Raw genomic sequence first — 14,328 nt, 5'->3', positions numbered from 1 at the left:
AAAATAAATGTGCTTACACGATTCACCGTTTTTTTAGCGCGAATAAATATGACAGTATAAATACGCAGTAAGGAACTTCTCAAAACCCGTTCATATATCATAAAAGGATTGTTTCGATGTCCAACAATGGCTCGTCACCGCTGGTGCTTTGGTATAACCAACTCGGCATGAATGATGTAGACAGAGTTGGAGGCAAAAATGCCTCCCTGGGTGAAATGATTACAAATCTGTCCAGTATGGGTGTCTCCGTACCGAATGGATTTGCTACCACCGCCGATGCTTTTAACTATTTTCTGGATCAAAGCGGCGTAAACCAGCGCATTTACGAACTACTGGATAATACGGACATTGATGATGTCTCCGAGCTTGCAAAAGCCGGGGCTCAGATCCGCCAGTGGATCATCGACACACCTTTCCAGCCTGAACTGGAAAAAGCCATTCACGACGCCTACAACCAGCTTTCCGCTGACGATGCGCAGGCCTCCTTTGCCGTGCGCTCCTCTGCGACCGCAGAAGATATGCCAGATGCCTCCTTCGCCGGACAGCAGGAGACCTTCCTCAACGTGCAGGGCTACGATGCGGTGCTGGTGGCGGTAAAACATGTGTTTGCCTCCCTGTTTAACGACCGCGCAATCTCCTATCGCGTGCATCAGGGTTATGACCACCGTGGCGTTGCGCTCTCGGCGGGCGTGCAGCGCATGGTGCGTTCAGACCTGGCCTCATCAGGGGTGATGTTCTCTATTGATACCGAATCGGGTTTCGATCAGGTGGTCTTTATCACCTCTGCCTGGGGTCTGGGCGAGATGGTGGTGCAGGGTGCCGTCAACCCTGACGAATTCTATGTTCACAAGCCAACCCTGGCTGCGGATCGCCCGGCTATCGTGCGCCGTACCATGGGGTCGAAAAAGATCCGCATGGTTTACGCCCCAACCCAGGAGCACGGCAAGCAGGTTCGCATTGAAGATGTGCCGCAGGAACAGTGCGATCGCTTCTCGCTGACCGATGCCGAGGTGCAGGAGCTGGCGAAGCAGGCGGTGCAGATTGAGAAGCACTATGGCCGTCCGATGGATATCGAATGGGCGAAAGACGGTAACACCGGCAAACTGTTCATCGTCCAGGCGCGTCCGGAAACCGTCCGTTCCCGCGGCCAGGTGATGGAGCGTTACACCCTGCATGCCCAGGGCAAAATCATCGCTGAAGGCCGTGCCATCGGCCACCGCATCGGCGCAGGCCCGGTGAAGGTTATCCACGATATCAGCGAAATGAACCGTATCCAGCCGGGGGACGTGCTGGTAACAGACATGACCGACCCGGACTGGGAACCGATCATGAAAAAGGCCTCGGCAATTGTCACCAACCGTGGCGGTCGCACCTGTCACGCGGCGATCATCGCCCGTGAGCTGGGTATTCCGGCGGTCGTCGGCTGTGGTGACGCCACGGAACGTATGAAGGACGATGAGAACGTCACCGTCTCCTGCGCCGAAGGCGACACCGGTTATGTCTACGCGGAGCTGCTGGACTTCAGCGTGAAGAGCTCCAGCGTGGATACCATGCCGGATCTGCCGCTGAAGATTATGATGAACGTCGGCAACCCGGACCGGGCGTTTGACTTCGCCTGCCTGCCAAACGAAGGCGTTGGCCTGGCGCGACTGGAGTTCATCATCAACCGTATGATCGGGGTTCACCCGCGTGCGCTGCTGGAGTTCGACGACCAGGATCAGAAGCTGCAAAAAGAGATCCGCGAGATGATGAAGGGCTACGACTCGCCGAAAGAGTTCTACGTTGGCCGTCTGACTGAAGGGATTGCGACGCTGGGTGCGGCATTCTTCCCGAAACGCGTCATCGTCCGTCTCTCCGACTTCAAATCTAACGAATATGCCAACCTGGTGGGCGGCGAGCGTTATGAACCAGAAGAAGAGAACCCGATGCTGGGCTTCCGTGGCGCCGGTCGTTATGTCTCTGACAGCTTCCGCGACTGTTTTGCCCTGGAGTGCGAGGCGGTAAAACGCGTGCGTAACGATATGGGGCTGACCAATGTTGAGATCATGGTGCCGTTCGTGCGGACCGTGGATCAGGCGAAAGCGGTCATTGACGAACTGGCGCGTCAGGGGCTGAAGCGCGGCGAGAACGGGCTCAAAATCATTATGATGTGTGAGATCCCGTCCAACGCCCTGCTGGCAGAGCAGTTCCTGGAACACTTCGACGGCTTCTCTATCGGCTCGAACGATATGACGCAGCTGGCGCTGGGTCTGGATCGCGACTCCGGCGTGGTTTCCGCGCTGTTTGATGAGCGTAACGAGGCGGTCAAGGCGCTGCTGTCGATGGCCATCCGCGCCGCGAAGAAGCAGGGTAAGTACGTGGGTATCTGTGGTCAGGGCCCGTCCGACCATGAAGACTTTGCCGCATGGCTGATGGACGAGGGGATCGACAGTCTCTCCCTCAACCCGGATACCGTGGTACAAACCTGGCTGAGCCTGGCCGAACTGAAAAAGTAACATTCAGCTTCTGCACGATAAAAGGTGAGGATATTGATCCTCACCTTTTTTATTTCCCCCGAGACTTGCTCTCCATCACAAATAAATCAAAAAACTAAATATCATAATTTGTCTGTTAATTTAGACAATTGTTAGCGGGCAAAGCGTTGCTAATAATTGAGCCTCGAATGCGCACGAATCTGATTCTTGCGCAGCTGGTTGAAATAATTTTAACCTGATAAAAAGGCTCATTAAAAATGACAATTTCCTCTGTATTGAGTACGAAGGATAAAATAGGCTATGGATTAGGTGATATGGCCAGCGCGCTGGTTTGGCAAACCGCGACGTTATTTTTGGCCTACTTTTATACCGATGTTTTTGGCCTGCCTGCGGCCATTATGGGTACCATGTTTTTAGTCGTCAGGGTAGTGGATGCCTTTGTCGATCCCTGTATTGGGGCGCTGGTCGATCGCACCCAAACCCGCCACGGTCGTTTTCGCCCCTGGCTGCTCTGGTTCGCCATTCCGTTTGGCGTCAGCTGCCTGATTACCTTCTATGTTCCGGACGTAGGCGCCACGGCAAAAATTATCTATGCCTGCGTAACCTACGCTATTTTAAGCCTTATCTACTCCGCCATTAACGTGCCTTACTGCGCAATGCCCGGCGCTCTGACGCTGGATCCGCGCGAGCGCCACTCCCTGCAATCCTGGCGTTTTGGTTTGTCGTTTATCGGCGGTCTGATCGTCACGGTTATCGCCTTACCGCTGGTCTCTTATTTAGGCAATGATAACGTTCAGAAGGGCTATTTTTATGCCATGAGCCTTATGGGGTTATTAGGCATTATCTTATTCTTCTGCTGTTTCTTTATGACCCGCGAACGTTATTCTCCCCGTAATGACACCTCGGGCTCAATGCTGACGGATTTAAAACTGCTGGCCGGAAATAGCCAGTGGCGAAACGTTTTTCTGTTCAATATTCTCCTGCTTACCGCGGTGGTCACGCGTGGGTCAGCAACGATGTATTACGTGAAATATGTTCTGCTGCGCCCCGAACTGATTTTTGCCTTTATTGTCTCTGGGATGGTGGCTTCGCTGAGCGGTGCCTTATTATCCGAACGCCTGCTGGGAAAATTTGACCGGGTTCGCGCTTATCAGTGGACCATTATTACCTTCGTTATTTTTGGCGCGCTGATTTTCTTCATTCCGCCTTCCCAGGTCTGGCTGATCTTTGGTTTGAATATCATCTTCAGCTTCATACAAAACCTGACCACGCCGCTCCAGTGGACCATGTTCTCGGACGTGGTGGACTACGAAGAGCATCGCAGCGGTCGCCGACTCGACGGGCTGGTGTTCTCTACTGCGCTGTTCGCCATCAAATTTGGTCTTGCGCTGGGCGGTGCCGTGGTGGGCTGGGTGCTGGGGATGGTGGATTACGCGCCGGGAGAGGCCACCCAGGCCCCGCACGTGCTCTCTACGATCAACGCCTTGTTCACCCTGATCCCCTGCGGCCTGTTTATTTGCATGGTGCTGCTGCTGGCTGTCTACAAGCTCAACAGCCGACTGGTGGATACCATTGCGCGTGAACTCGCCAGCAAACGTGAAACCCGTAACGAGGCAGGGCACCTCAGCCCGGCAATTCATTCCGCAACTCAGGAGTAACTGATGACTGCTATTTACAAGGATGCGGGCCGTCCCGTGCAGGAGCGCGTCGCCGACTTACTGGCGCGCATGACCCCGGAAGAGAAATTTGCCCAGATGCACGCTTACTGGCTGATCCTCGATGAGAACGGCAACCACCGTGAGCGTAGCGATTTGAGCGATGAATTTGCCGGCGTAAGTGAACAGGCCGCCCTGAGCGAACGCCTGAAGCTGGGCGTCGGGCAGATCACCCGTCCGCTGGGCACCCACATTGTTGATGCCAGAACCGGCGTGCGCGCCGCTAACCGTCTGCAACGCATGATGATGGAGGAGACGCGGCTCGGTATACCGGCGCTGTTTCACGAAGAGTGCCTGGTGGGGCTGCTGTGTAAAGACGCCACCCTGTTTCCCTCCTCACTGAACTACGGTTCAACCTGGGATCCGGAGCTGGTGCAGCGTGCCGCTGAACAGATAGGTAACGAGGCTCGTTCGGTTGGCTGCCAGCAGGGGCTGGCACCGGTGCTGGACGTCTCCCGCGACGTGCGATGGGGACGAACAGAAGAGACCTTTGGCGAGGACCCGTGGCTGGTGGGGGTGATGGCAACGGCATATGTGAAGGGCTTGCAGGGCGATAAGCGCGATCTGCTGGCGACCCTCAAGCACTATGTTGGCCACTCCTTTAGCGAAGGGGCGCGCAACCACGCCCCGGTCCATCTTGGTTTCAGCGAACTCAACGACACCTTCCTGCTGCCCTTTGAGATGGCGGTGAAGCTGGCGAATGCCGGGTCAGTGATGCCGGCTTATCACGATATTGATAATCAACCCGGCCACAGCGACCACTTCCTGCTCACCACCGTGCTGCGCGAGCAGTGGGGCTTTGACGGCATCATCGTGGCGGATTACGGCGGCGTGAGTCTGTTGCATCAGCACCATGGTGTGTCTCACGATGCAGCCGAATCGGCCGCGCTGGCCTTTAACGCCGGGCTGGACGTCGAACTGCCAAAAGATGACTGCGCCCGGCATCTGGCCGGGGCGGTGGAGCGGGGCCTGATGGCCATGGAGAAAGTGGATGAGATCGTCGCCCGCATACTGACCGAAAAATTCCGCCTTGGGCTCTTTGAACATCCCTATGCCGACGAAAACGCCATCGATCTGCAAAGTGACGAGACTCGCCGGGTGGCCCGCGAGGTGGCGACGCGCTCGCTAACCCTGCTGGAGAACCGCGGCGTTCTGCCTCTCTCCGGTAAACCTCGCGTGGCGGTGGTCGGGCCCACGGCGGACGATCCGCTGGCGCTGTTAAGCGGCTACAGCTTCCCGGTCCATTTGATCATCAGTGACATGGTGGAAGAGACCGCTCAGGTGACCACCCCGCTGCAGGCACTGAAGCACTACCTGGGCGAGGCCCACGTTCAGTATGCGCAAGGGTGTCATATCATCGAAAAACGTATGGCGGGGGCCCCGGTTTTCCCGGGGGACAGCAGCGGTAAACCGATGCAGCAGTCGCCGGTTTCGCAGGATACCCAGCTCATCCCGCACGCTGTGCGGGTCGCCAACGACAGCGATGTGGTGGTGGCATGCGTGGGGGACCTGGCGGGCCTGTTCCAGAGCGGCACCGTGGGTGAGGGCTCGGATACGGACAGCCTGAATCTGCCCGGCGTACAGCAGCAGTTGCTGGAGGCGCTGGTGGCGACCGGCAAACCGGTGATCGTGGTGATGACGGGAGGGCGGCCATACAACCTGCAGGGGCTGGAAGATCGCGTAGCGGCCCTGATGATGGCCTGGGCGCCGGGTCAGGAAGGCGGCTGGGCCATCGCCGATGTACTGACCGGGCGGGCAGAGCCACAGGGCAGGCTGGTGGTCAGCGTACCGAAAAGCGCGGGGGCAATGCCTTTCTACTACAACCACAAGCTGAAAAGCGGCGGTACGCCGTTCGCCTTCCACTTTGGGGCTCGCTATCCCTTTGGCTATGGCCTGGGCTGGACCACCTTCAGCTGGGGAGCCGCACGGCTGGCTGAGAGCAGGGTGCCCGTCGACGGCGAGGTGACGCTGAGCATCGACGTGAAAAACAGCGGCGAGCGCAGCGGGAGCGAAGTGGTCCAGGTTTACGTCCGGGATAAAGTCGCCAGCCAGGTGCGGCCCTTGCAGGAGCTAAAAGCCTTCCAGCGCGTCACGCTGTCTCCGGGTGAAAGCGCCACGCTCACCTTTACCCTGCCTGTGGATCTCTTCAACTTTACGCGCCGGGACGGCAAACGCGTGGTTGAGCCGGGCGAGTTTGAATTGCAGGTCGGGGCATCGTCGGCGGATATTCGCGAGGTGGTCACTGTCGAGGCGACGGGCGACACCCGGGTATTACCTTGCGAGTGGCGTATGGTGAGTCACTGCACGGTTGAGAAGAGCGCGAGCTAAGGTGCTGTAAAGGCGGGAATCTTTTCTCCCGCCTGGTTTGCAGGATAAAAAAAAGCCCATCGTGGGAGATGGGCAAAGACTACACACAGCAATTCGTTGTTTCACTCAGGGGATTTCCATGCTTATAAATCAAGGTGTTGTTGATTCATAACCGTGACCTAATAGTAGGCATAGGGAATTTTTGCGTCGATCAGATTCGTCTCAATAGTTTAAGAAGCATGAAGAATTTATGAAGTAGATTGAAGGAATTACGAGCAGGAGAGGCTTTAGCAGCGCTTAAGGGAAATCAAATTGATAAGTGGTGCTTAACATTCTGGTGGGCGAACCCACCAGAACGGGAGCGTTACTTTTTGACCTCGTCCGTTTCGTTAAGGGCGGCAAGCAGCACATCAGGATCGGTTGGCGGCAGCGGGACCTCATGGACCCACGCAGAGAAGAGTCGCCAGGAGACGGCCAGCAGTACCGGTCCGATAAACAGGCCGATCATCCCAAACGCAATCAGCCCCCCGATAACGCCGGAGAGGATCAGAATCAACGGCAGGTCGGCACCCATGCGAATCAGAATCGGGCGGATAACGTTATCCATCGTGCCCACCACGCAGCTCCACACCAGCAGGAAGGTGCCCCAGGTGGTATCGCCGCTCCAGTAGAGCCAGACAATCGCCGGAACCAGAACCAGCAATGGCCCCAGCTGCATCAGGCAGGTTAACAGCATCAGCACCGTAAAGAGGGTGGCGTAAGGCACCCCGGCGATCGCCAGACCCACACCGCCCAGCACTGACTGCACCAGAGCAGTCACCACCACACCTAAAGCCACGGCACGCACGGCCTGCGCCGCCAGCAGCATCGCCGCGTCGCCGCGTGTCGAGGCCAGACGGGTGGCGAAATGGCGAACGCCCAGCGCTACCTGCTCGCCGCGCCAGTAGAGCAGGGCGCTGAACAGCAGCATCAGTACGCAGTGCACGACGAAGCGGCCAAGATGGGCGGCGGTACCCACAAACCAGGTGGTGGTGGCGCCAATATAAGGCCGTACTTTCGCCATAATCGCGCTGCCGCCCATATCCAGCAGGTTATGCCAGCCGGCATAGAGTTTATCGCCAATCAGCGGGATATCTTTGAGCCAGGCCAGCTCCGGCAGCGTCATATCGCCGCTGGTAACACTGCTGATAAGCGGGCCGCTGCCGTCAACCAGGCTATTAACCAGCAATGCGACAGGAATGACAAAGAGCAGGACCAGGAGCAACGTCATCACCAGCACCGCCAGCGTCCGGCGACCAAACAGTAAGCGTTCAAGACGAATAAATAGCGGCCAGGTGGCGATAACCACCGTTCCTGCCCAGGCAAAACCGAGAATAAAGGGTTGAACAATCCACAGACACGCAATAATCATGATTGCCAGAAACAGCACCGACAGCAAAACTTGTGCAACGTCCCTGGGCTGGTGTCGATTGACCATAGATGAAATTTACCTTTTGAGAACACCGGCAAACCGGCGAGAACATAAAACCGCATCACTACAATCATTAGTGATTTCAGCCATTTTTAACAGGCAGATTCTGCCTGTAATTCTGTCGGGCGGATACGTTTAAAATGTGATACAAAATGTGAGACACAACGCAAACGATTATCTACAACTCTTAAGATTGGGCAGGGTCGACAGTAATGATCCCACAAATTTCTCAGGCACCCGGCGTCGTTCAGCTGGTGCTTAATTTTTTGCAGGCACTGGAGCAACAGGGTTTTACCGGCGATACCGCCACACGTTATGCCGACCGGCTGACCATGGCGACCGACAACAGTATCTACCAGCTACTTCCCGATGCAGTCGTTTTTCCCCGTTCTACCGCTGATGTGGCACTCCTGGCCCGTGTGACCTCCCAGGAGCGTTTCGCTTCGCTGATTTTCACCCCTCGCGGCGGCGGCACTGGCACCAACGGCCAGGCGCTTAACACGGGGATCGTCGTCGATATGTCCCGCTACATGAATCGCATTATCGAGATCAACCCGGAAGAGGGTTGGGTGCGGGTGGAAGCCGGGGTGATTAAGGATCAACTCAATCAGTTTCTGAAGCCTTACGGCTATTTTTTTGCCCCGGAGCTGTCGACCAGTAACCGGGCTACTCTCGGCGGGATGATCAATACCGACGCCTCGGGACAGGGCTCGCTGGTCTACGGTAAAACCTCCGATCACGTTCTCGGCGTGCGGGCAGTTCTGCTGGGCGGCGATATTCTTGATACCCAGCCTGTGCCGGTTCAGCTTGCCGAAACGCTCGGCAAGGACAACACCGCCACCGGGCGCATCTACCGCACCGTGCTGGAACGCTGCCGCGATAACCGCCAGCTGATTATTGATAAATTCCCGAAACTGAACCGCTTCCTGACCGGTTACGATCTGCGTCATGTCTTTAATAACGATCTCAGCCAGTTCGATTTGACCCGTATCCTCACCGGCTCAGAAGGGACGCTGGCCTTTATCACTGAAGCGCGTCTCGATATCACCCGCCTGCCAAAAGTGCGCCGCCTGGTGAATGTGAAGTACAACTCCTTCGACTCTGCGCTGCGTAATGCGCCGTTTATGGTGGATGCCCGGGCGCTGTCTGTTGAGACCGTCGACTCAAAAGTGCTCAACCTGGCGCGGGAAGATATCGTCTGGCACTCGGTGAGCGAACTTATCACTGACGTGCCCGATAAAGAGATGCTGGGCCTGAACATTGTTGAGTTTGCTGGCGATGACGCAGCGCTTATCGAAAGCCAGGTCGCTGCCCTGTGCCAGCGGCTGGACGAACTTATCGCCCGGGGCGAGGGCGGGGTGATTGGCTGGCAACTGTGTAACGATCTCGCTGGCATCGAACGTATCTATGCGATGCGTAAAAAAGCGGTGGGGCTGCTGGGCAACGCCAAAGGGGCTGCCAAGCCGATACCGTTTGCTGAAGACACCTGCGTGCCGCCGGAGAACCTGGCGGACTATATCGTGGAGTTCCGCGCTCTGCTCGACAGCCACGGCCTGAGCTACGGCATGTTCGGCCATGTCGATGCCGGGGTGCTGCACGTGCGCCCGGCGCTGGATATGTGCGATCCGCAGCAGGAGATCCTGATGAAGCAGATCTCCGATGAGGTGGTGGCGCTCACCGCCAAATATGGCGGCCTGCTGTGGGGCGAGCACGGGAAGGGCTTCCGCGCAGAGTACAGTCCGGCCTTCTTTGGCGAACAGCTCTATGGCGAGCTGCGCAAAATCAAAGCGGCCTTTGACCCGAACAACCGCCTCAACCCCGGTAAAATCTGTCCGCCGGAGGGTGTCGATGCCCCGATGATGCAGGTGGATGCGGTCAAGCGTGGCACCTTTGACCGCCAGATCCCGATAGCCGTGCGCGCCTCCTGGCGCGGGGCGATGGAGTGTAACGGCAACGGCCTTTGCTTTAACTTCGATGCGAAAAGCCCGATGTGCCCGTCAATGAAGATCACCAGCAACCGCATTCACTCGCCGAAAGGACGTGCGACGCTGGTGCGCGAGTGGCTGCGCCTGCTGGCCGAACGCGGCGTCGATCCGCTTGCGCTGGAGAAAGAGTTGCCGGAGAAACGCGCCAGCCTGCGCACCCTTATCGATCGCACCCGCAACAGCTGGCATGCGCGTAAAGGGGAGTACGACTTCTCCCACGAGGTGAAAGAGGCGATGTCGGGCTGCCTGGCCTGTAAAGCCTGCTCTACCCAGTGCCCGATTAAGATCGACGTGCCGGAGTTCCGCTCCCGCTTCCTGCAGCTCTATCACAGCCGGTATCTGCGCCCGATGCGCGATCACCTGGTCGCGACGGTGGAGAGTTATGCCCCGCTGATGGCCCGCGCGCCGCGCACCTTTAACTTCTTTATTAACCAGCCGCTGGTACGGAAACTTTCCGAGAAGCATATCGGCATGATCGACCTGCCGCTGCTCTCCACGCCCTCCCTGCAGCGTCAGATGGTCGGCCACCGCTCTGCCAACCTGACCCTCGAGCAGCTTGAGGCGCTGAGCGCAGAGCAAAAAGCGAAAACGGTGCTGGTGGTGCAGGATCCCTTTACCAGCTATTACGATGCCCAGGTGGTAGCGGACTTTATTCGTCTTGCCGAGCGGTTAGGCTACCAGCCGGTGCTGCTGCCGTTTTCACCGAACGGCAAGGCGCAGCACATCAAAGGTTTCCTCAACCGCTTTGCGAAAACCGCGCAAAAAACCTCGGATTTCCTTAACCGGGTGGCGCAGCTGGGTATGCCGATGGTTGGGGTCGATCCGGCGCTGGTGCTCTGCTATCGCGATGAGTACAAGCAGACCCTCGGTGACAAGCGCGGCGACTTCCACGTCATGCTGGTACATGAGTGGCTGCCGACGATCCTCGATGCGCAACCCGCCCAGGAGACCAGCGGCGAGGCGTGGTATCTGTTCGGACACTGTACAGAAGTAACCGCATTGCCGGGCGCGCCAGCACAGTGGTCGGCCATCTTTGCCCGTTTTGGCGCGAAGCTGGAGAGCGTCAGCGTTGGCTGTTGCGGCATGGCCGGAACCTACGGGCACGAGGTGGTGAACCATGCGAACTCGCTGGGGATCTATGAGCTCTCCTGGCACCAGGCGATGCAGCGCCTGCCGCGCAACCGCTGCCTGGCGACCGGCTACTCCTGCCGCAGCCAGGTCAAACGCGTCGAGGGCAACGGCGTGCGCCATCCACTGCAGGCCTTACTGGAGATTATGGGATGATCTGGAAACGGGCTGTCACGTTACAGGCGTTAAACGCCATGGGCGACGGGAATATGGTGGGGTTGCTGGATATCCAGTTTACCCGTATCGGCGAGGATGAACTGGAGGCCACTATGCCGGTCGACAGCCGCACCCATCAGCCCTTTGGGCTGCTGCACGGCGGTGCGTCGGTGGTGCTGGCCGAAACCCTGGGCTCGGTGGCGGGCTATCTCTGCACCGAAGGAGAGCAGAAGGTGGTGGGGCTGGAGGTGAATGCCAACCATATTCGTTCCGTGCGCAGCGGCCGGGTGCGCGGCGTCTGCCGTGCGCTGCATGCTGGCTCACGCCATCAGGTCTGGGAGATTGAGATCCTGGATGAACAGAATCGCTTGTGCTGCTCGTCGCGGCTGACTACGGCTGTGATCTAAAGCGAAAGGCCGCAAAAGCGGCCTTTTTTCTTTCTTATCACCTTGAAAAAGGGAGACTTACTGGCGGGCCGCAAGAAATGTTAATTCGCGCGTCAAGGTTTATGAGATTATTCCTATACTCCTTCAAGAGCTAAGCCATATTGAGTGCCGGAGATAAGCGCCGGATGGAGCGAGAAGCCCTTAAGATTACTTCTGGTAGTCTTAAGGGCTTTCTTTTTACTGCATTCAGTAATCGTTGTTAATGTCCTGCATGGCAGACAGGATAACCAGACCGGTTATGACGACGGCAACGATGGCGATGGTCACAACTGCAATGAGCATTTTCCCCTCCGTATGCTGCCCTTTTGCCGAAGCATAGCGCACCCGGCGGCGTTCGCCTCACCCTTCCGACTGAGATTCAGAATACGCTTACAAAAAGAAAAACCCTGCTGGGGCGCAGGTTTGCCTGTTGGCCCAAAGTACCCAAATAAGGTCATGCCTCAATCCTGGAGAGCCTGGCTCACCTGGCACCGCCCTTCAGGAGATCCTCTGTCCTTGCGTCTTATCTATCTGGCTATTCCAAAAATAGGCATTTTCTATACATATTTTAACTTTTGACCATTATGGTCGATTTGTTCTGTTAATCATCAAGATTATCAAGAGATTAAACAATCTTCGTCAGGCCTGTTAAGCCTGTCATCAGGGTCTATGCTTAATAAAAGTATGCAAAAAGGGCGATTAAGCCGAATGCCCCTGCAAGTGAGGGGTTGAAGTGATAATCATTATCACTAACATGGTGTTATGCCCAGAGGGCGCAATACATGAGGTGGACTTATGGAACAGCATTCAGAAACGTTTGATCCGACAGATTTTGCATGGCGCGGATTATCGCTGACCCCTGCCGCAGCGGCGCACATTCGCGAGCTGGTGAGCAAACAGGCAGATATGCTCGGCGTGCGGTTAGGGGTGAAACAGACGGGCTGCGCCGGTTTCGGCTATGTCCTCACCACCGTCAGCCAGCCGGAAAAAGACGATCTGGTTTTTGAACATGACGGCGCCCGGCTCTATGTGCCGCTCCAGGCGATGCCGTTTATTGACGGTACGGAAGTGGATTACGTGCGCGAAGGCTTAAACCAGTTATTCAAATTCAATAACCCGAAAGCCCAGAACGAATGCGGCTGCGGCGAAAGTTTTGGGGTATAGGCGGTATTATGTCTCGACATACTGAAGCAACTGACGACGTCAACACCTGGTCCGGCGGCCACATTAATTACAAAGAGGGCTTCTTCACCCAATTGCAGACCGACGAGCTGGCAAAAGGGATTAACGAAGAGGTCATCCGCGCGATTTCCGCCAAGCGTAACGAACCCGACTGGATGCTGGAGTTCCGGCTGAATGCGTTCAAAGCCTGGCTGGAGATGGAAGAGCCGCACTGGCTGAAGGCGCACTACGATAAGCTTAACTATCAGAATTACAGCTACTACTCTGCCCCCTCCTGCGGTCATTGCGACGACACCTGCGCCTCTGAGCCCGGTGCGGTACAGCAGACCGGGGCTAACGCCTTTTTAAGTAAAGAGGTGGAGGAGGCGTTCGAACAGCTCGGCGTGCCGGTACGTGAAGGGCGCGAGGTGGCGGTGGACGCCATCTTTGACTCCGTCTCGGTCGCGACTACTTATCGCGAAAAACTGGGCGAGCAGGGGATCATCTTCTGCTCCTTCGGGGAAGCTATCCACGATCACCCAGAGCTGGTGAAGAAATATCTTGGCACCGTCGTGCCGGGCAATGACAACTTCTTTGCCGCCCTCAACGCGGCGGTAGCCTCCGACGGCACCTTTATCTACGTGCCGAAAGGCGTGCGCTGCCCGATGGAACTCTCTACCTATTTCCGTATCAACGCCGAGAAAACCGGCCAGTTTGAACGCACCATCCTCGTTGCCGATGAGGGTAGCTACGTCAGCTATATCGAGGGCTGTTCCGCCCCGGTGCGCGACAGCTACCAGCTGCACGCGGCAGTGGTGGAGGTGATCATCCATAAAGACGCCGAGGTGAAATATTCGACGGTGCAGAACTGGTTCCCGGGGGATAATAACACCGGCGGCATCCTGAACTTCGTCACCAAGCGCGCCCTGTGCGAAGGCGAAAACAGTAAAATGTCGTGGACCCAGTCTGAGACCGGCTCCGCCATCACCTGGAAATATCCGAGCTGTATTCTGCGCGGGGATAACTCCATCGGCGAGTTCTACTCCGTGGCGCTGACCAGCGGGCATCAGCAGGCCGATACCGGCACCAAGATGATCCACATCGGCAAAAACACCCGGTCGACCATCATTTCGAAAGGGATCTCCGCTGGGCAGAGCCAGAACAGCTATCGCGGCTTAGTCAAAATCATGCCGACGGCCACCAACGCCCGTAACTTTACCCAGTGCGACTCCATGCTGATTGGCCCGGACTGCGGGGCGCATACCTTCCCGTATGTTGAGTGTCGCAATAACAGCGCCCAGCTGGAACACGAAGCGACAACCTCGCGGATCGGCGAAGATCAGCTCTTCTACTGCCTGCAGCGCGGCATCAGCGAAGAGGATGCCATCTCGATGATTGTGAACGGCTTCTGTAAGGATGTGTTCTCTGAACTACCGCTGGAGTTTGCCGTGGAAGCACAAAAATTACTGGCGATCAGCCTCGAACACAGCGTCGGCTAAGGATTAA

At 56.9% G+C, this 14,328-nt stretch carries 8 protein-coding genes and 1 other RNA gene; 7 read left to right on the top strand and 2 right to left on the bottom strand.

Features of this window, described 5'->3' with window-relative positions:
- Window positions 1-116 precede the first annotated feature (116 nt).
- From ppsA to ACT3IC_RS22210, 3 genes are all read left to right on the top strand, one after another.
- Window positions 117-2,495, top strand: a complete 2,379-nt coding sequence (gene ppsA / locus ACT3IC_RS22220; RefSeq protein ID WP_103179316.1) for a phosphoenolpyruvate synthase — start codon at window positions 117-119, stop codon at window positions 2,493-2,495.
- Window positions 2,496-2,731: 236 nt separating this feature from the next.
- A complete protein-coding gene (locus ACT3IC_RS22215) occupies window positions 2,732-4,132 on the top strand; it encodes an MFS transporter (protein WP_473479428.1) in 1,401 nt (466 codons plus the stop codon).
- Window positions 4,133-4,135: 3 nt separating this feature from the next.
- A complete protein-coding gene (locus ACT3IC_RS22210) occupies window positions 4,136-6,517 on the top strand; it encodes a glycoside hydrolase family 3 N-terminal domain-containing protein (RefSeq protein WP_180209569.1) in 2,382 nt (793 codons plus the stop codon).
- Between the two features lie 44 nt (window positions 6,518-6,561).
- Here the strand turns inward: ACT3IC_RS22210 and rprA are convergent.
- Both rprA and ydiK read right to left on the bottom strand, forming a co-directional pair.
- Window positions 6,562-6,672, bottom strand: an RNA gene (gene rprA, locus ACT3IC_RS22205) — antisense sRNA RprA.
- Between the two features lie 188 nt (window positions 6,673-6,860).
- Window positions 6,861-7,973 (bottom strand): AI-2E family transporter YdiK, encoded by a 1,113-nt coding sequence (gene ydiK / locus ACT3IC_RS22200; protein ID WP_263950917.1) that lies wholly within the window; start codon window positions 7,971-7,973, stop codon window positions 6,861-6,863.
- Between the two features lie 206 nt (window positions 7,974-8,179).
- On the opposite strand from ydiK, the gene ydiJ reads away from it, so the two are divergent.
- From ydiJ to sufB, 4 genes are all read left to right on the top strand, one after another.
- Window positions 8,180-11,236, top strand: coding sequence for a D-2-hydroxyglutarate dehydrogenase YdiJ (gene ydiJ / locus ACT3IC_RS22195; RefSeq protein ID WP_473479423.1), 3,057 nt, complete (start codon window positions 8,180-8,182; stop codon window positions 11,234-11,236).
- Window positions 11,233-11,643, top strand: coding sequence for a 1,4-dihydroxy-2-naphthoyl-CoA hydrolase (gene menI, locus ACT3IC_RS22190; protein WP_103179321.1), 411 nt, complete (start codon window positions 11,233-11,235; stop codon window positions 11,641-11,643). The genes ydiJ and menI overlap by 4 nt, the downstream gene beginning before the upstream one ends.
- Before the next feature lie 813 nt (window positions 11,644-12,456).
- Window positions 12,457-12,825 (top strand): Fe-S cluster assembly scaffold SufA, encoded by a 369-nt coding sequence (sufA, locus tag ACT3IC_RS22185; protein WP_103179322.1) that lies wholly within the window; start codon window positions 12,457-12,459, stop codon window positions 12,823-12,825.
- 8 nt (window positions 12,826-12,833) lie between these two features.
- On the top strand, window positions 12,834-14,321 hold the full coding sequence (gene sufB, locus ACT3IC_RS22180; RefSeq protein ID WP_103179323.1) for a Fe-S cluster assembly protein SufB: 1,488 nt from the start codon (window positions 12,834-12,836) through the stop codon (window positions 14,319-14,321).
- Window positions 14,322-14,328 lie beyond the last annotated feature (7 nt).

This window comes from Leclercia sp. GHBNCSD (assembly GCF_055805075.1).
This window is presented reverse-complemented; position numbering and strand designations above follow the sequence as displayed.

Coding starts and splice junctions, on each gene's coding strand:
- ppsA (WP_103179316.1), top strand. CDS start 117: ATGTCCAACAATGGCTCGTCACCGCTGGTGCTTTGGTATAACCAACTC.
- ACT3IC_RS22215 (WP_473479428.1), top strand. CDS start 2,732: ATGACAATTTCCTCTGTATTGAGTACGAAGGATAAAATAGGCTATGGA.
- ACT3IC_RS22210 (WP_180209569.1), top strand. CDS start 4,136: ATGACTGCTATTTACAAGGATGCGGGCCGTCCCGTGCAGGAGCGCGTC.
- ydiK (WP_263950917.1), bottom strand. CDS start 7,973: ATGGTCAATCGACACCAGCCCAGGGACGTTGCACAAGTTTTGCTGTCG.
- ydiJ (WP_473479423.1), top strand. CDS start 8,180: ATGATCCCACAAATTTCTCAGGCACCCGGCGTCGTTCAGCTGGTGCTT.
- menI (WP_103179321.1), top strand. CDS start 11,233: ATGATCTGGAAACGGGCTGTCACGTTACAGGCGTTAAACGCCATGGGC.
- sufA (WP_103179322.1), top strand. CDS start 12,457: ATGGAACAGCATTCAGAAACGTTTGATCCGACAGATTTTGCATGGCGC.
- sufB (WP_103179323.1), top strand. CDS start 12,834: ATGTCTCGACATACTGAAGCAACTGACGACGTCAACACCTGGTCCGGC.